15 protein-coding genes and 1 pseudogene are annotated in these 17,500 nt (G+C 68.3%); 7 read left to right on the top strand and 9 right to left on the bottom strand.

Features of this window, described 5'->3' with window-relative positions; genetic code table 11:
- Window position 1 precedes the first annotated feature (1 nt).
- From JOE48_RS17000 to JOE48_RS17010, 3 genes are read right to left on the bottom strand one after another with little or no spacing between them, the layout of a single operon-like run.
- Complete coding sequence (locus JOE48_RS17000; RefSeq protein WP_312893259.1) at window positions 2-862, bottom strand: carbohydrate ABC transporter permease; 861 nt, start codon at window positions 860-862, stop codon at window positions 2-4.
- A 1-nt stretch (window position 863) separates the two neighbouring features.
- Window positions 864-1,820 carry a carbohydrate ABC transporter permease gene (locus JOE48_RS17005; RefSeq protein ID WP_210031575.1) on the bottom strand — a complete coding sequence of 319 codons (957 nt, stop codon included), beginning with the start codon at window positions 1,818-1,820 and terminating at the stop codon, window positions 864-866.
- Window positions 1,821-1,824: 4 nt separating this feature from the next.
- On the bottom strand, window positions 1,825-3,111 hold the full coding sequence (locus tag JOE48_RS17010; protein ID WP_210031577.1) for an ABC transporter substrate-binding protein: 1,287 nt from the start codon (window positions 3,109-3,111) through the stop codon (window positions 1,825-1,827).
- Between the two features lie 457 nt (window positions 3,112-3,568).
- Between JOE48_RS17010 and JOE48_RS17015 the strand changes: the two genes are divergently transcribed.
- From JOE48_RS17015 to JOE48_RS17035, 5 genes are all read left to right on the top strand, one after another.
- Entirely contained in the window at window positions 3,569-4,732 is a 1,164-nt protein-coding gene (locus tag JOE48_RS17015) for an ABC transporter substrate-binding protein (protein WP_210031579.1), read from the top strand.
- Between the two features lie 95 nt (window positions 4,733-4,827).
- Window positions 4,828-5,703: a branched-chain amino acid ABC transporter permease gene (locus tag JOE48_RS17020; RefSeq protein ID WP_210031581.1), complete on the top strand. Its 876-nt coding sequence runs from the start codon at window positions 4,828-4,830 to the stop codon at window positions 5,701-5,703.
- Window positions 5,700-7,538, top strand: coding sequence for an ABC transporter permease subunit (locus JOE48_RS17025; protein ID WP_210031583.1), 1,839 nt, complete (start codon window positions 5,700-5,702; stop codon window positions 7,536-7,538). The genes JOE48_RS17020 and JOE48_RS17025 overlap by 4 nt, the downstream gene beginning before the upstream one ends.
- A 7-nt stretch (window positions 7,539-7,545) precedes the next feature.
- A complete protein-coding gene (locus tag JOE48_RS17030) occupies window positions 7,546-8,298 on the top strand; it encodes an ABC transporter ATP-binding protein (protein WP_210031585.1) in 753 nt (250 codons plus the stop codon).
- Between the two features lie 397 nt (window positions 8,299-8,695).
- The gene (locus JOE48_RS17035) at window positions 8,696-9,634 is read left to right on the top strand and encodes a pirin family protein (RefSeq protein ID WP_210031587.1); all 939 of its coding nucleotides are present in this window, start codon (window positions 8,696-8,698) and stop codon (window positions 9,632-9,634) included.
- Between the two features lie 70 nt (window positions 9,635-9,704).
- Here the strand turns inward: JOE48_RS17035 and JOE48_RS17040 are convergent, their stop codons facing one another.
- On the bottom strand, window positions 9,705-9,995 hold the full coding sequence (locus tag JOE48_RS17040; RefSeq protein ID WP_210031588.1) for a hypothetical protein: 291 nt from the start codon (window positions 9,993-9,995) through the stop codon (window positions 9,705-9,707).
- Between the two features lie 209 nt (window positions 9,996-10,204).
- Between JOE48_RS17040 and JOE48_RS17045 the strand changes: the two are divergent.
- Window positions 10,205-11,035 (top strand): annotated as a pseudogene (locus tag JOE48_RS17045) (alpha/beta fold hydrolase); the annotation flags it as partial.
- A 350-nt stretch (window positions 11,036-11,385) separates the two neighbouring features.
- Window positions 11,386-11,562 (top strand): hypothetical protein, encoded by a 177-nt coding sequence (locus tag JOE48_RS17050; RefSeq protein WP_210031592.1) that lies wholly within the window; start codon window positions 11,386-11,388, stop codon window positions 11,560-11,562.
- Between the two features lie 81 nt (window positions 11,563-11,643).
- Here JOE48_RS17050 and JOE48_RS17055 read toward each other — a convergent pair whose 3' ends face one another.
- The 5 genes from JOE48_RS17055 to JOE48_RS17075 form a co-directional block, all read right to left on the bottom strand.
- Entirely contained in the window at window positions 11,644-13,530 is a 1,887-nt protein-coding gene (locus JOE48_RS17055; protein ID WP_210031594.1) for a TRAP transporter large permease subunit, read from the bottom strand.
- A gap of 11 nt (window positions 13,531-13,541) precedes the next feature.
- Complete coding sequence (locus JOE48_RS17060; protein WP_210031596.1) at window positions 13,542-14,558, bottom strand: TRAP transporter substrate-binding protein; 1,017 nt, start codon at window positions 14,556-14,558, stop codon at window positions 13,542-13,544.
- A 164-nt stretch (window positions 14,559-14,722) separates the two neighbouring features.
- Window positions 14,723-15,742, bottom strand: a complete 1,020-nt coding sequence (locus tag JOE48_RS17065; RefSeq protein ID WP_210031598.1) for a transketolase family protein — start codon at window positions 15,740-15,742, stop codon at window positions 14,723-14,725.
- Window positions 15,739-16,599 carry a transketolase gene (locus tag JOE48_RS17070; protein WP_210031600.1) on the bottom strand — a complete coding sequence of 287 codons (861 nt, stop codon included), beginning with the start codon at window positions 16,597-16,599 and terminating at the stop codon, window positions 15,739-15,741. Before JOE48_RS17070 ends, JOE48_RS17065 begins: the two co-directional genes overlap by 4 nt.
- A 17-nt stretch (window positions 16,600-16,616) precedes the next feature.
- Window positions 16,617-17,366, bottom strand: a complete 750-nt coding sequence (locus tag JOE48_RS17075; protein ID WP_210031602.1) for an SDR family NAD(P)-dependent oxidoreductase — start codon at window positions 17,364-17,366, stop codon at window positions 16,617-16,619.
- Between the last annotated feature and the right edge of the window lie 134 nt (window positions 17,367-17,500).

The raw sequence follows: 17,500 nt of genomic DNA on the forward strand, positions 1-17,500 counted from the left end.
TTTACTTGACGGCGCCCGCGGTCATGCCGCGGATCAGCTTCTCGGAGAAGAAGATGTACATGAGGATCACGGGCACCACCGAGATCATGACACCGGCCGCGATCATGCCGATGTCCTGGAAATGGTCGCCCATGAAGGCCCGGATGCCGATCGGGAGGGTGCGCTTGTCCGGATCGGTGATGAGCACCACCGCGAACAGGAACTCGTTCCAGAGCTGGATGAAGTTCAGGATCAGGGTGGTGGCGATCGCCGGCATGCCGATCGGCAGGACGATGCGGCGGAAGATCTCGATGTCGCCGTAGCCGTCCATCTTCGCGGCATCGAACAGATCCTGCGGGATCCGGGCGAAGAACCCCTCCAGCAGATAGACGGTCAGCGGCAACTGGAGCGAGACATAGACGAGCGTCAGACCGAGAAGGCTGTTGTAGAGCCCGTAATCGACCAGGATCTGATAGAGCGAGATCAAGGTGATCTGCGGCGGGAAGATGATCGACGAGAACAGGATACCGTAGAGGATGCGGTTGCCGCGGAACCGGTAGCGGGCGAGCGCGTGGGCGGCCGCGGCGCCGACCAGCGTCACCACCGCGACCGCGGTGACGACCACGATGGTGGAGTTCCAGAAATAGGTGGCGAAGTCGGAATCCACCCAGGCGATCCGGAACTGTTCCCAGTGGAACGGACGGGGCCAGGCGTAATGGTCGGCCGAGATCTCGCCCGTGGTCCGCACCGACATGGTGGCCAGCCACAGGAACGGCCCCAGCGTGTAGGTTGTGTAGGCGATGATGGCGACCGCGAGGGCCGTCCGGCTCGCCAGGAAGCCGCCCCGCCCGGCGGCCGGGGGCACGGTCGCGTCGGCGCTCACGTCAGTACTCCAGCCGATCGCGGGACTTGAAGACCCGGTTGAGGATGATGACCGCCGCGCAGACCACGCCGAACCAGACCGTCGCGATCGCCGACGGGTAACCGAGGTCGAAGGTGTTCCAGTTGAAGGCGCGCTTGTAGACGTAGGTCGAGACCGTCTCGGTCGCCCAGAGAGGCCCCCCGCCGGTCATGATCCAGACGAGGTCGAAGACCTTCATCTTCCCGATGAAGGCGAGGACGTAGAGGTTGAGCAGCGTGGGCCGCAGCATCGGCACGATCACGTAGCGCAGCTTCGCGCCCCAGCCGCAATTGTCGAGCTCGGCCGCCTCCAGCACCTCGGAGGGCAGCGCGTGGATCGCCGCCAGGCAGACCACCATGTTGAACCCGGCCCATTTCCAGGCATGGGTCACGATGAGGGACGCCAGCGCGGTGTTCGGGTCGCCGAGCCAGGATCGGGTCAGCGCGTCGAGCCCGGCGGCCCGCAGGCCCTCGTTCACCACGCCCCAATCGTAGTTGTAGATCCACATCCACAGGATCGCGACCACGACATAGGAGAGCAGGACGGGCGTGAACCACGCGACCCGGAGGAAGCGCGCGAACGGGACGCCGGCATAGAGCGCGAGCGCCAGGAGCAGGCCCGTCGCGACGTCCAGCACCGGGGCCACGAAAGCCCACACGAAGGTGTTGCGGACCGCGATCCAGAAGGTCTCGTCGCCCATGAGGTCGCGATAATTGGCGAGCCCGACATAGCTGCGTTCCGACCCCTCGATCGTGAACAGGCTGTCGAAGATCGTCCGGACGGCCGGATAGGCCGTCAGGCCGAGATAGATCACGAGCGCGGGGGCGAGGAAGACGAGCAGGACGGGCCAAGTCGCCTGCCGCGGGTCCGACACGCGACCCGATGCCGGTGCATTCTCCGTGGGCGCCGCCGTCGTCTTGAGAGCCGTCGTGCCCGCCACCGCCTCAACTCCCCTTCCGGCAGGCCGCGTCCATCTTGTCGGCGGCCTCGGCGACGCCGATCAGGCCGGCCGGGAAGGCGTTGTTCATGACCTGGGTATACGTCTCGGCGCACTTGGAGCGATAATACAGCAGCGGCGTTCCGAAGAAGTAGGTCGCGCCCTTGTTGCGGGCGTTAAGCTCGGCGAAATAATCGGCGTGGCTCGAATTGATCTTCGCGGGATCCGATTTCAGGCCGGTCTGCAGGGAGACCTGCTCCATCCACTTGTCGCCGTTCCCGGGAGTGGCCATGGAGTCGAGCAGCGCACCCGCGCAGGCTTTGTTCTTCCCGCGCGCATACATGACGAAGCTGCCGGCCACCGCCAGCGTCTTGCAGGTCGGGCACTGGCCATCGTCCATGGCGGGAAACTGCATGATGCCGAGCGGGAAGGTCGCCGGCATGCCGCCGCTCTCCGGTGAGGCGAAGGCGCGTCCCGTGAACCAGCTCGGATCCGGGAAGGTCAGGGCGCCCGGCTTCTGGTAGAAGTAGTAGTGAGATTCGCCGAGCTTCAGCGTCGCGAAGCTCTTCGGATAGGCGCCGGCATCCACCAGCCCCTTGAACCACGTCATGACTTCCTGGACGCGCGGATCCTTGAAGGACAGCGTTCCGTTCAGGAGCTTTCCGTAATCCTCGACGCCCAGCTTGCGCAGGAGCGACTCGAACAGGAGCAGGCCGCCCGGGAACGGCCGGTCGCCGACGCCCTGCGACACGGGCGTGATGCCGGCCGCGGCCCCCTTCCTGACCAGATCCGCGAAGCCGGCCTGCGTCAGCTGATGGGACGGCGGCACCTCGACGCCGACCTTCTTCACCAGATCCTTGTTGTAGTACAGCTCGACCGTGTAGGCCTCGACCGGCAGGCCGTAGACCTTGCCCTTGTAGGTCCAGGCCGGCTTGGCCCAGTCCTCGAACTTGGCCAAGTCGACATGGCCGTCGAGCGGTTCGAGGAAGCCGCCGGCCAGGAATTCGGGTTGGTCGGGCTCCAGGTAGAAGACGTCCGGTGCCTGACCCGTGCGCACGGCGGATTTGGCCTGCGTATAGATGTCGGCCTTCGGGATGAAGCTGAGCTTGACCGCACATTGTTTGTTGGTGGCTTCGAATTCCCGGACCCGTGCGGCCACCCAGTCCTTCTTGGCCGGCTCGTCCGGCCAGTTCGACCACATGGTGATCTGGACGGGCTCGGCCGCCACGGCAGCCCCGGCCGCGAGCAGGCCCGCGCCGAAGGTGAATGCCAGTCCGAGGCCAGCCCTGCGCATCGCGCCTTCCTCCCACATGTTTGTTGCTCAGATCGTCCGCGACTGGTTCGGGATTGTCAATAAATATGCGGCCGATGCGGGTCGTTCGCTCGCTTCTGTCTCAGGTATCGGGGATTTTATTGATAATCGAGGATGCGGCCGCAGAGGCTCGAGCGCCGACGGCGGCTGTTTTTTTGGTCCTTCCGTTCGGTGGGCGATCGTGGGGGCGGTGGACGGGCTGTGTGGGTCGCACCTGTGATAGAGCGATATTGAGCGGCCAGCGGCAAGCACAGGCTCCGTTCCGCGGCGATCACTCTTCGCGTCTGCGCACGGCCGGACGCATGCGAGTGACGATCTCAGGTCTTCTTCTCATTGAAGCGGACCACCGAACCTGCAGCAGGATGGACAGCGACGCGCTGAGTATGGCCGATTGTCGCCAACGCCGGGCTTAAGCATCGGCGGCGGGACGGATACGCCAATGACGACAACGCGTCGCGTTTTCCTGACAGGTGCCGCATCCGCACTGGCGGGCGGCCTGATGCCGGGCGTGATCCGCTCGGCCTGCGCGCAGGGTGCCGGGTCGACAATCCGGATCGGCATGGTGCTGCCGGTGACGGGGCCGGGCGCGGATGCGGGCCGCTACGCGCTCGCCGGGGCCAAGATTGCCCTCGAGGCCGTCAACAAGGCCGGCGGTGTGCTGGGCAAGCCCCTGGAGATCGTTACCGAGGACGACCAGACCACCAATCCCGGCGCGGTCTTCGCCTTCTCCAAGCTCGCCTCGCAGAGCGACCTCGTCGGCTTCCTGGGCTCGATCCGCTCGACCCAGAACCACGCCATGGCGCCCGACATCCTGAAGACCGGCAAGCCCGTCTGCTTCGGCGGCACCGACCCGGTGCTGACGCAGCTCGGCAACCCCTGGCTGTTCCGCTTCCGGCCCAACGACAGCTTCTCGGCCCGGGTGATCGCCGAGCACGGCGTCAACGGCTTGGCCAAGAAGAAGTGGGCGATCATCCACTCCACCGACGCCTTCGGCACGAGCGGCGCCAAGGCGCTGACCGAGAGCCTTGGAAAGGGCGGCGCCACGGTCGCCCTCGACCAGGGTTACACCAACCAGAGCCAGGACTTCACCCCGGTCGTGCTGGCGATCCGCCAGTCGGGCGCTGACGTGATCGGCTCGTACTTCACCTTCGAGAACGACATCGGCATCTTCGCCCGGCAATTGCGCCAGCTCGGCGTCACCGCGCCCTGGGTCGGCTCGCCGTCGATCACCAACGTGACGGCGCTGAAGCTCGCCGGGCCGTCGCTCTACGGCACCTACGGCGTGGCCGACTACGCCGAGGAATCGACCGACGCCGCCCGCGCCTTCGGCAAGGCCTACCGGGCCGCCATGAAGGTCGCCCCCGACAACCAATCGTCCTGGACCTTCGACGCGGTCACGGTGCTGGCCAAGGCGATCAACACGGCGGGCAAGACCGATCCGCAGGCGATCCGCGAGGCCCTGCTGGCGGTGCGCGGCCACGAGGGCGCCGAGGGCACCTACAACTTCGACAAGAACGGCGACGGCCTGCACGGCTACAACGTCGTGCGCAACGACAAGGGCAACATCGTCTTCGACCGGCGGATCGACTTCTACCAGGGCTGAGACGCCTCGATCGAGACAGGCCTCATGGCCGCACCGACCCGGCCGGATCGGTGCGGCCCCGGCGCATCCCCGAGGAAGCAACGCGTGCGGACCGCATGGACCTGATCCTGCAACTCCTGTTCACCGGGATCGGCATCGGCTCCGTCTACGCCCTGGTGGCGCTCGGCTTCGTGCTGATCTTCCGCGCCACCAACGTGGTGAACTTCGCGCAAGGCGAGTTCTCGATGGTGGCGGCCTTCCTGATGGTGGTCTTCGCCGTCGATCTCGAATGGCCGTACTGGCTGTCGCTGCTGCTCACCCTCGGCGGGATGGCCCTGCTCGGCGCCCTGTTCAACCTGGGCGTCTACTACCCGCTGCGGCACCGCAGCTACCTGCCGGTGATCATCTCGACCATCGGCGCCTCGATCTTCCTGGCCAACACCACGCTCGCCCTCTACGGCCCGCAACCGCAGGTGCTGCCGCCCGTGTTCGAGACCCAGGGCTTCCTGCTCGGGCCGGTCTTCCTCGACAGCCAGTACCTGCTGATCATCGGCGCGACGGCGACCCTGGTGGCGTTCCAGTACTGGTTCTTCGAGCACACGCTGGTCGGCAAGAAGCTGCAGGCGACCTCGCAGGACAAGGAGATGGCCGCGCTGCTGGGCATCCCGGTGGCCGGCATGATCATGCTGACCTTCGTGTACAGCGCGGTGCTCGGCGGCATCGCCGGAATCCTGGTGGCGCCGGTGCTGTTCGTGTCGATCCAGATGGGCGCCACGATCGCCCTGAAGGCGTTCGCGGCGACCATCATCGGCGGCTTTGGCGACGTGACCGGGGCGATCATCGGCGGCTTGGCGCTCGGCATCATCGAGACCTTCGGGGCGGCCTACATCTCGGTGCCCTACAAGGACGCCTTCGCCTTCCTGGTCCTCGTGGTCTTCCTGGTCGTGCGCCCGCAGGGCCTGTTCGGCGAGCGCGTGGCGGAGAAGGCATGAGCGGCACCCCGATCACCGGCCCGGCCGCCGCGGCCACGGCCTCCGCCCCCGCGGCGCGCCGCCGGCTGCCCCTCGGCAGCCTCGCCTACGCGGTGCTCGCCGCGGCCCTCGTCGCGCTCGCCGCGACGACGCCGCTCAGCGGCTACGCCCTGAACATCCTGATGCAGGCGGCGACCTACGCCATCGCGGTGATCGGGCTCACCGTGGTGCTCGGCCTGTGCGGGCAGATCAACTTGGCCCAGGCCGGCTTCTTCGGCATCGGCGCCTACGCGGTCGGCCTCGGCACGGTCGACGGGGGCCTCAACTTCTGGATCTGCCTCGTCATCGGCCTCGGCCTCGCCGTGGTGCTGGGCGCCGCGCTCGGCGCCTCCACGCTGCGGCTCGGCGGCCACTACCTCGCCATGGTGACGATCTCGTTCCAGCAGATCCTGACCCTGGTCCTCACCAACTGGATCCCGGTCACCCACGGGCCCGACGGCGTGCCGAACATCCGCCGCCCGGCCCTGTTCGCGGACGGGCAGAGCTACCTCGCCCTGTGCGTGCTGGTGCTGGCGATCGTCGGCTGGCTCGTCTGGCACATGCCGCGGACCCGGCTCGGGCGCGCCATGCGGGCGGTGCGCGACAACGAGCTCGCGGCGGGCGTCTCGGGCATCGACATCTACCGCACCAAGGTGGCGGCCTTCGCCCTCGGGGCGCTGCTGGCGGGGCTCGGCGGCGGCCTGTTCGCCGGCAGCTTCACCTATATCAGCCCGGACCAGTTCTCCTTCGCGGAGTCGATCGTGTTCCTGACGATGGCGCTGCTCGGCGGCGTCGGCTCGCCGGTGGGTGCGGCGATCGGCACCGCCCTGCTGATCCTGATCCCGGAATGGCTCCGCTTCCTCAAGGAGATCCCGGGGCTCTACCTCGCCATCTACGGGCTCGCGGTGATCCTGATCGTGGTGTTCATGCCCGACGGGATCTGGGGCTTCCTCGGCGATCAGGTCCGGCGCCTGCGCCGGGCCCGTCCGGCCCCGCCGCAAGCGGCCGAGCTCACCCTGAGCCAGGGCGCGGCGTCCGCCGCGCCGATGCTGGAGGTCTCGGGGCTCGCCAAGCATTTCGGCGGCCTCAAGGCCGTGGATGCGGTGAGCTTCACGGTGGCGCGGGGCGGCATCCACGCGCTGATCGGTCCGAACGGCTCCGGCAAGACCACGACGCTCAACGTCCTCTCGGGCCTCTACAGCCCCACGGGCGGCACCGTGCGGCTCGCCGGGCAGGACGTCACGCGCCTGGCACCGCACCGGCGGGCGGCGGCCGGGATCGGGCGCACCTTCCAGAACATCCGCCTGTTCCGCTCCATGAGCGCCCTGGAGAACGTCGTCATCGGCGCCGAGCGGCCCAACAACCCGCTCGGTGCAAGCGACCGGGCGGCCCTGGAGGCCCGCGCGCGGGCGGCGCTCGCCTTCGTGGGGCTGGAGGCGCGGGCGGAGGAGCCGATCTCGGGCTTCTCGTACGGCCACCAGCGGCTGATCGAGATCGCGCGGGCGCTCGCGGGGAATCCCGTGCTGCTGCTCCTCGACGAGCCCGCCGCGGGACTCAATTCCAGCGAGAAGAACGCCCTGACGGTGCTCCTGCGCCGGATGGCCGCCAAGGGCCTGACCATCCTGATCATCGACCACGACATGACCCTGGTGAGCGACGTCGCCAGCCACATCACCGTGCTGAACTTCGGTCGGTGCATCGCGGACGGCGTCACCGCGGGCGTGCTGCGCGAGCCCGCGGTGATCCAGGCCTATCTCGGCGAGGACGCCGCCGCCGGCCCGGCGGCGAGCCTCAAGACCGACCTCGCCCCGGTGTGATCTCGCGATGACGACGCCCCTCCTCGAGATCCGCGACCTCGTCGTCCGCTACGGCGAGATCGAGGCCGTGCGCGGCCTGTCCTTCTCGGTCGGCGCCGGCGAAGTCGTGACGCTGCTGGGCTCCAACGGCGCCGGCAAGTCCACGACCCTCAAGGCGATCTCCGGGCTGGTGCGGCCCGCCGCCGGCACGATCCTGCTGGAGGGGCGGCCGCTCGAAGGCCTCAAGCCGGAGGCGATCGTGCGGCTCGGCGTCGCCCACGTGCCGGAGGGTCGCCGGGTCTTCCCGGGGCTGACCGTCCGCGAGAACATCATGCTGGGCGCTTCGAACCGCTCCGGCCTGCCCAAGCGGGCGCTGCGCGACGAGGTCGAGGCGATGTTCGACCTGTTCCCCGATATCCGCCGCTTCGGCGACGCTTTGGGCTGGACGCTGTCCGGAGGCCAGCTCCAGATGGTGGCGCTCGCCCGCGGCCTGATGGCCAAGCCGCGCATCCTGCTCCTCGACGAGCCCTCGCTCGGCCTGGCTCCGGTCATCGTGCAGGCGGTGTTCGCGATCATCGCAGAGGTGCGCCGCCGCGGAACCACGGTGCTGCTGGTCGAGCAGAACGCCCGGATGGGTCTCTCGGTGGCCGATCGCGGCTACGTGCTGGAGACCGGCCGTCTCGTCTTGGAGGGCGAACCGCAGGCGCTCTGGGCGAACGACGAGATCCGGTCCGCCTATCTCGGCGGTCGCACGAAGCCCGAGAGTGCGGTCTCCCGGTAACGCGCGTTCTGCTGCACCCGAGCGCCCGGGCCCACAGTCCGGCGGGCTGGAAGCTGACGTTCGGCGTCCCGCCGCGGCATCCCTCAAGCAGACGTCGTGACAGCACGGGAACGAAATCCGGATCCGGGGCCGCGATCGGGCGTCCTGCCGGCCTGTGATCCGCAATCGTGCAACGGAGCCGTTCAGGTCTGATGCTCGGCGCCTGAGGGACATCCGGAACAGGATCGCGCCAACGATTGCCGAACGGGCGCGCGGAGCTCGCCGTTGAACGCGCATTTGGAAACGTTGCGTTTCGTTCGTTTCTATTTGCGATCGATCCGGCATGGCGCAGTGTGCCGCCATCGACGCGCCGTCAGGGCGCACCCGGTTGGGCCCGGCCATACGAGGAGCAAGAGCGATGAGCTGGCACAGTGCGGATGATCCGGTCCCGGGCGATCATTACAGCTGCGACGCGATCCAGACCCTGATCGTACCGCGATCACGCGACCTCGGCTCCTTCGCGGTGCGCCGCGCGCTCCCGTCGACCGAGTGCCGGATGGTCGGGCCGTTCATCTTCTTCGACCAGATGGGCCCATCCGAGTTCCTGCTCGGGACCGGGATGGACGTGCGGCCCCACCCGCATATCGGATTGTCCACCGTCACCTACCTGTTCGACGGCGAGATCATGCACCGCGACAGCCTCGGGACCGAGCTGCCGATCCGGCCGGGCGAGCTGAACTGGATGACGGCAGGGCGCGGCATCACCCATTCCGAGCGCACCGCGCCGGAACTCCGGCAGACGGGCTCGAGGCTGTTCGGCATCCAGAGCTGGGTCGCGCTGAGCGCCCGGGACGAGGAGACGGTGCCGGCCTTCGAACATTACGATGCCGCGGCGCTGCCGGTCCTGACCGGCGAAGGCAAGACCGTCCGGCTGATCGCCGGTGAGGCCTTCGGGGCGCGCTCGCCCGTGCGCGCCTCCAGCCCGATGATCTACGCCGACGTGGCGCTGGAGGCGGGCGCCGTACTGCCGCTCGACCCCACCTACGATGAGCGCGCGATCTACACGGTCGCGGGGGCGATCGAGATCGCCGGCGACGGCTTCGGCCCTGGCCAGCTGCTGGTGTTCCGGCCAGGCGACCGCATCAGCATCCGCGCGACGGAGGCCGCCCGGTTCATGGTGCTGGGAGGCGAGCCGATGGACGGGCCACGCCACCTCTGGTGGAATTTCGTCTCCTCGCGGCCCGAGCGGATCGCGCAGGCCAAGGAGGATTGGCGCCAGGGCCGATTCGACACCGTGCCGAACGATGCCGAGTTCATCCCGCTGCCCGAGGATCCCCCGCCGGTCCGCTATCCTTGAGGGACCTGGCGATGAACTCGAACGCGTGAACGCGATCGGAGCGGCCGGCGTCGAAACGTGGCCCTAGGGACTAATTCCAATCGTCGTCATCCGCAGGCGATCCAGGCGGCAGAGGGCCGTCCCCCATCACGCCAGGGTCCCCGTAATTGAAGGGGGGGCCATCGAAGCCGACGACGCCGTCCGGGTTGTCCGGTGTCACATTGGGATCCACCTGCCGGCCGTCATATTCGCGGCCGAGCGGTTGGTCGAGCTGATCCCAACGCTTGAGATCGCGCCGCACCGGGACATCCTGCTGCCCCAGGGCATCGGTGGCGAGACCGCTCGCCGTGAACAGCAGAGCGGCCAAGGAGATGCGCGTCATTTCAGGTCCTCCGCCCTTTGAATGTCCGATCTCTGCATCAGCGCCGACGCATGGCCGAGCCGCGGCTTCGCGCTTCGGACATACACTCTTGGCGTCCTATGCCGCTTGAAGAATGGCACGAAAGCTTCGTCCCGCACGAGTGATCTGCAGTGCCCGCATTCCGGTCGACGCTCGGCGCATCCAATGCCATCCGGATGAGCCGGCGTTGTATGGCCACCGTTACGACCCGGGACGGAACGGAGATCTACTACAGGGACTGGGGATCGAAGGACGCGCAGCCGATCGTGTTTCATCACGGCTGGCCGCTGTCGTCGGACGATTGGGACGCACAGATGTTGTTCTTCGTCCAGAACGGCTACCGCGTCGTCGCACATGACCGCCGCGGCCAAGGCCGGTCCGCCCCGGTTTCGGACGGGCACGACATGGATCACTTCGCGGCCGATGCCGCTGACGTGATGGAGCATCTCGATCTGCGGAATGGGGTCCAGATCGGCCATTCCACGGGCGGCGGCGAGGCGGCGCGCTATGTCGCCCGGTTCGGGGAGCCTCGGGGGCGTGTCGCCCAGGCGGTGCTGGTGAGCGCGGTCCCGCCTCTGATGACCCGCACCGATACCAACCCGGAGAGGCTGCCGCGCGCCGTGTTCGATGGCTTCCGCCCGGCGCTCGCGGCCAACCGCGCCCAGTCCTTCCTCGACGTGCCGGCCGGCCCGTTCTACGGCTTCGACCCCGACGGCGCCGAAGTTCTTCCGGGGGTGGTCCAGAACTGGTGGCGGCACGGCATGATGGGCAGCGCGAAAGCGCATCTTGAGGGGATCAAGGCCTTCTCGGAAACCGATCAGACCGAGGATCTCAAGGCGATCACCGTACCGACCCTGGTGCTGCCTGGTGAAGACGATCAGTTCGTTCCGATCGCCGGAGCGGCGCTGAAACCGATCACGCTCCTGAACGACAGAACGCTGAAGACCTATCCTGGCTATCCGCAGGGCATGCTGACCGTGCAGGCAGACATCCTCAATGCCGATCTCCTTGCCTTTGTGAGACAAGGATCGTCGTCGCGCGCGTGGCGCTGCCGTGGAGGACCTGCCGCTGAGCGGCGTTTCCCCATGCGGCCCACGGCCGGAATGCCTGGACGCCACGTGGTTTCGGTTGCTGTCCCGAGCCTTCGCCAACCAAGCTGTCGCAGCCCGCGAACTGGCACTCGGTGCGGGCCGGTGTGCCGGGTCGGGGTCACTGGGGAATCGTTTCCTGAGCGTGCGCTCGGCCACGCGCATCTCGCGGCATGAGCTTACCGCATGTCAGCTCGCGGCATTTTTCACTCACCGCGTCTTCGTCGTTGCGCCATATTGCGCTGCAGCAAGACCGGGCCGTCGGGGCCCGGAGCGGAGGGGTTATGGCCGTCCTTCTCGGCATCGTGAAGCGTCCGCACGTCTCTCCTGCGAACGTCCTGCCGATGCAGCCTGCATCCCTGATGGCGCGGGTTGTCGCTGCGCTTCGGCGCGGAGCGGATCGGCGCTTCACGGAGCAACTCGCTCTGGTCGAACGCACCGGGCGCGCCGGAGCGTTCTGACGGTTTGCCGGACGGAGTCGACGGGCTCGGCCGAGCGGCCCCTGGGATCGCCGACATGCGCCGGCTCTCACCCCTCCGGCCTCAGAGGAAGCCGATCGAGAACCAGGGCACCAGGATGATCGCGGCCAGGCCGACGAGCAGAGCTACGATGTAGCCGACGATCGGCCGCATCCCCACATCTGGATGGATCCGGCTGATGGCGCAGGCCGCGTAGTAGCCGACGCCGAAAGGCGGTGCGAACAGGCCGATGCCCATCGCGAGGATCACCACCATGGCATAATGGACCTCGTGCACGCCCACCGCGCGGGCGATCGGGAAGAGCAGCGGCCCGAACAGCACGATGGCCGGGATCCCTTCCAGCACCGAGCCCAGCACGATGAACGCGAGGGCCGAGACCGCCAGGAAGCCGAGCGGACCGCCGGGCAGGCTCTTCATCGCCACGGCGAGCGCCTGCGAGAACCCCGACTGCGTCAACGCCCAGGCCATGCCGGTCGCCGCGCCGATGATCAGCAGGATCGCCCCCGACAGCGTCGCGGTGGTCACCAGCATCGGGACGAGTCGACGCCAGTCGAACTGCCGGTAGACGAGGAGCCCCGCGAGAACGGCATAGACGATGCCGATCGTCGAGACCTCGGTCGCGGTCGCCACGCCTTCGACCACGGCCGCGCGGATGACGAAGGGCAGCGCCAATGCGGGTATCGCCACGGCGAGAGCCTTCAGGATCGCCGTCCGGCTCGGTCGGGCCACGTGGCTCAGATCCTCGTGGCGGTAGCGCCACCAGACCAGCGCGCACAGCGTGACGCCCAGGACGAGGCCCGGCAGAAGGCCGCCGGTGAACAGCGCCGTGATCGACACGCCCGTGACCGAGCCGATGGTGATCAACACGATCGAGGGCGGGATCGTCTCCGTCTGGGCGCCGGTCGCGGAGAGCAGTGCGACGAGGTCCCCTTCCTTGGCACCGCGCGCCTTCATCTCGGGGAACAGCACCGGCGCGACCGCGGCCATGTCGGCGGCCTTCGAACCGGAGATGCCGGAGACGAGGTACATCGCGCCGACCAGCACGAAGTGCAGACCGCCGCGGACATGGCCGAGCAGGCTCGCCAGGAAGCCGACCATGGCGCGGGCCATGCCGGTCATCTCGATCAGCAGGCCCAGGAAGATGAACAGGGGCACCGAGAGCAGGATGAGGTGGCTCATGCCCTCGTCCATGCGGCCGACGACGACCATCGCAGGCGCGTGCGTCGTGGTCATCAGGTAGGCGTAGGTGGAGAGCCCGAACGCGAAGGCGATCGGCACGCCGGAGAACACGAGGGCGCCGACGCCGAGGAGAAAGAACACCAGCAGGTTCAGGTTGCCCATCCCGATGAGCGTGGGCGACAGGACGGCGAGCCCGGCGGCAATGCAGGCGCCGAGGAGGAGTGCCGCCCCGGTCAAACGCCAGTCGCTCTCCTGCACGAGCCGCACGACGGCGGTCACGAGCATCAGGGCGAACCCGACCGGCAGCGCGGTGGCGCGCCACGTGTTGGCAAGATCGAGGGCCGGCGTGTGGACCCAGGATTCCTCGATTGCGAACTCGACGGCGGGCTCGAGCAGCAGCCCGACGAGGACGAGGCCCGAGACGGTCGCCAGGGTGTCGAGGAAGGCCCGGGTGGGGGGTGAGGCCATGCCGACGAACGCGGTCATGCGCATGTGCTCGCCGCGTCGGTAGGCGATGACCGTGCCGAGCATGGCGAGCCAGAGAAACAGGATCGCCGCGAGTTCGTCCGACCAGACCAGGGGCTGGTGCAGGACGTAGCGGCTGACGACGCCGGCCAGCAGCACCACGATCTCCAGGCCGACCAGGATCGCCGCCGGGATCTCGATCGCCCGGCCGAGGATGCGATCGAAGGCCTGGAGCCGGGATCGACCAACCGCCGTCTCCGAGGAGGCGGACGGGAGGGTCATGTCGAGTTGAGCATCGAGTTGCATGGCAGGCCCCCTCACACGAGCTTTCCGGAGACGCTTTCGAGCTGGGCCCAGGCCTCGTCGCCGAGCTTGGTCTTCCAGTCCCTGTAGAAGCTGGTCCGCCCTAATGCGTCGCGGAACGCCTCCCGGTCGGGATCGATGAAGCTCAGGCCCTTGGCGGAGAGCGTCGTGCGCAGGTTTTCGTTGAGGGCCACGATGTCGGTCCGCTCTTCGTCGGCCGAGCGGTCGAATTCGCGGGAAACGATGGCGCGCAGATCCTCGGGCAGCCGCAGCCAGGCGCGCTTGTTGCCGAGGATCCAGTAGCCGTCCCAGATGTGCCCGGTCAGGCTGCAGCTCTTCTGGACCTCGTAGAGCCGCGTCGTCGCGGTGATCGGAAGCGGGTTCTCCTGGCCCTCGACCACCTTGGTCTGCAGCGCTGAATAGAGCTCGTTGAAGTTGATCGGCGTGGCGCCCGCGCTCAATGCCCTTAACAGCGAGGTCTGCATCGGCGCCTGCGGCACGCGGATCTTGAAGCCGCGCAGATCGTCCGGGGTGCGGATTTCGCGCGTCGAGGAGGTGATGTGGCGGAAGCCGTTGTCCCAGACCTTCGACACGGTCAGAACCGGGGTTCGCCCGATCTGCTCGCGGACGTAGGCGCCGAGCGGCCCATCCATGGCGGCCCAGACGCTTGGGTAGTCCCTGAAGACGAAGCCGAGATTCGGCAGGGTCGCGACCGGCAGAAAGGTCGCCAGAACCGAGGAGGCGAGGTTCAGGAACTCGACGGCGCCGCTGCGGACCTGGGCCAGCAGATCCGTGTCGCCCCCGAGCTGGTTGGCCGGGAACAGCCGGATCTCGAGGCGCCCGTCCGTCGCATCTCGAATGCGATCGCTGGCCTGCTGCGCGCGGAGGTTGACCGGGTGGGTCGGGTCCTGGCCGGTGGCGAGCTTGTAGACGAATTCCGCCGCCTCGGCGCGCCGCGTCAGGATGCCGAACAGGGGAAGGGTGGCCGCGCCCGCGATCAGGTGGCGGCGGCTGAGAGAAGCCTCTGGCATGTTTCACTCCCTGGTGGTCCGGGCATGCCGTTCGATCCCCGCCGTTCGCGGTCTGTCAGGATCGTCACCCGGTCTCGCCGGATGCGTGGCGCGCCGCCCGTGGCGCTCATGGGGCTGGAGGACGGGACGTGCCGGCGTCCGGCGCGTCCCGCTTCAGCGCCGGCTCAGAGCCAGCCGCGGATGCTGCGGGCCATGGCCTGCGTGGAGATGCCGTAGCGGTCGTGCAGCGTCGGCAGGGCGCCTGCGTCGAGGAACGCGTCCGGCAGGCCGATCTGGCGGTAGACGGGGGGCACGGTGCCGGTGCGCAGGAGCAGGCCTGCCACCGCCTCGCCGAGGCCGCCGACCACCGAGTGGTTCTCGGCCACCACGACGAGGCGGCCGCCGCGGCCGACCTCGCGCAGGATGGTCTCCTCGTCGAGCGGCTTGATGGTCGGCACGTGCAGCACCGCCACGTCCACCCGGTCGTTCTCCAGCTCCTGCGCGACCTCCAGCGCCCGCATGGTCATCAGCCCGGACGAGACGATCAGCACGTCGCGCCCGTCGCGGATGGTCTTGGCCTTGCCCCACTCGAACCGGTAGCCGTACTCGTCCAGCACGAGGGGGACGTTGCCGCGCAGGAGCCGCAGGTACACCGGTCCCTGATGCGCGACCATCGCGGGCACCACCTGCTCCAGCTCGTGCGCGTCGCACGGGTCGAGGATCGTGAGGTTCGGCATGCCGCGGAAGATCGCGAGATCCTCGGTGGCCTGATGGCTCGGGCCGTAGCCCGTGGTCAGGCCCGGCAGGGCGCAGGCGATCTTGACGTTGAGGTTCTCCTCGGCGATCGCGAGGCAGATGAAGTCGTAGGCCCGCCGCGCCGCGAAGACCGCGTAGGTGGTGGCGATGGGGGTGTAGCCCTCGCGGGCGAGGCCGGCCGCCGCGCTCATCAGGAGCTGCTCGGCCATACCCATCTGGTAGAACCGGTCCGGGTAGGCCTGCGCGAAGATGTGCAGGTCCGTGTATTTGGCCAGATCCGCCGACAGGCCGACGATGTCGGGACGCGTCTTGGCGAGTTCGACGAGCGCGTTCCCGAAGGGCGCCGGCTTGGTCCGCTGGCCCGGGGCGGCCAGCGAGGCGATCATCGCCGAGGTCTTGGCGCCGCCGCCCGTGCGCGGTGCGGGCTTCTCGTATTTCGAACGTCTCACTGGAGCCTCCCTTCGTCCAGAACCGACAAGGCCTGACGCCATTCGCTCGGCTCGACCCGCAGGAAATGATTGCGCTCGCGCTCTTCGAGGAAGGGCACGCCCTTCGCCATCTTCGTGTCGCAGATCACGAGACGCGGGCAGCGGCCGGCGTGGGCGCGGGCGGCATCGAAGGCCTGCACGAGGGCATCGATGTCGTTGCCGTCGACGCGCTGGACGAACCAGCCGAAGGCCTCGAACTTCGGCACCAGGGGCTCGAAGTTCAGGACGCCGCGGGACGGCCCGTCGGCCTGCATGCCGTTGACGTCGACGAGGCCGATCAGGTTGTCGAGGCCGAAGCTCGCCGCCGACATCGCCGCCTCCCAGGTCGAGCCCTCGTCGAGCTCGCCGTCGGAGAACAGGTTGTAGACGAAGCTCTTGGAGGACTTCCGCTTGAGGCCGAGCGCCATGCCGACCGCGATCCCGAGGCCGTGGCCGAGCGAGCCGCCGGTGATCTCCATGCCGGGCGTGTAGGCGGCCATGCCGGACATCGGCAGGCGGCTGTCGTCGGATCCGTAGGTTCCGAGCTCGTCTTCCGGGATGATGCCGGCCTCGATCAGCGCCGCGTAGAGGGCGATGGCGTAGTGCCCGATCGAGAGCAGGAAGCGGTCGCGGCCCTCCCATTCCGGATCCTCCGGACGGTAGGTCATCGCGTGGAAGTAGCTGACCGCCAGCACGTCGCTGATGCCGAGCGCCTGCGCGATGTAGCCCTGGCCCTGGACCTCGCCCATCAGCAGGGCGTGGCGTCGGATATGGTAGGCGCGGTCGGCGAGCGAGACGTTCGAGCGCTCGCGGGGCTGCGCGTCGAGGAGGGTGTCCATGGGTCTGGTCCTTCCGTTCAGTGGATCAGCATGCCGCCGTTGACGTCGATGACCGTCCCGGTGAGGTAGGCCGACAGGTCGCTGGCGAGGAACAGGCAGGCGTTGGCGACATCGTCCGCGACCCCGAGGCGGCCCAACGGGATGCCCTTGATGATCTCGGCGCGCAGCGCGTCGGTGAGCTTTCCGCCGGTGATGTCGGTCTGGATCAGACCAGGCGTGACCGAGTTCACCCGGATCCCGTCCGCCCCGAGCTCGCGTGCCATCGCCTTGGCGAGACCGAGCACGCCGGCCTTGGCGGCGCTGTAGTGCGGGCCGCCGAAGATGCCGCCGCCGCGCTGGGCCGAGACCGAGGACATGCAGACGATCGAGCCAGCGCGCTGGGCCCGCATGGCCGGGATCGCCGCCTGGCTCATGTAGAGGGTGCCGCGCAGGTTCACGTCCGTGACGGCGTCATAGTGGGCCGCCGTGATCTCCATCAGCTTCAGAGGCTGGGTAATGCCGGCATTGTTGACGAGGACGTCGATGCGGCCGGCCTGCGCGATCACCTCGTCGGCGGCGGCCTGGCAAGCGGCCCGGTCGGTGACGTTGCAGGCGAGGCCGAGATGCCCGGGCCCGATCTCGCGGGCTGCCGTCTCGGCCTGACCGGCATCGAGGTCGAGGATGACCACGCGGCCTCCTTGAGCCGCGAACACCCGGGCGGTGGCCCGACCGATACCGCGCGCGGAGGCCGCGCCGGTGATCACACAGACTTTATCCTTCAGAAGCATGGCTGTCTCCCTCGTGCGCCTGAGGCTGCCGCCATTCAGGAGCTCGGCTTGTTCCGAGACGGGGGATCGAACCGATGTGCTCGAGCCGCTTGATCGGCCCGGCATGATGCCCGTTCACCGAGCCGTCATCCTCG

Origin of the sequence: Methylobacterium sp. PvR107, from assembly GCF_017833295.1 — a bacterium.
Classification (GTDB): domain Bacteria; phylum Pseudomonadota; class Alphaproteobacteria; order Rhizobiales; family Beijerinckiaceae; genus Methylobacterium.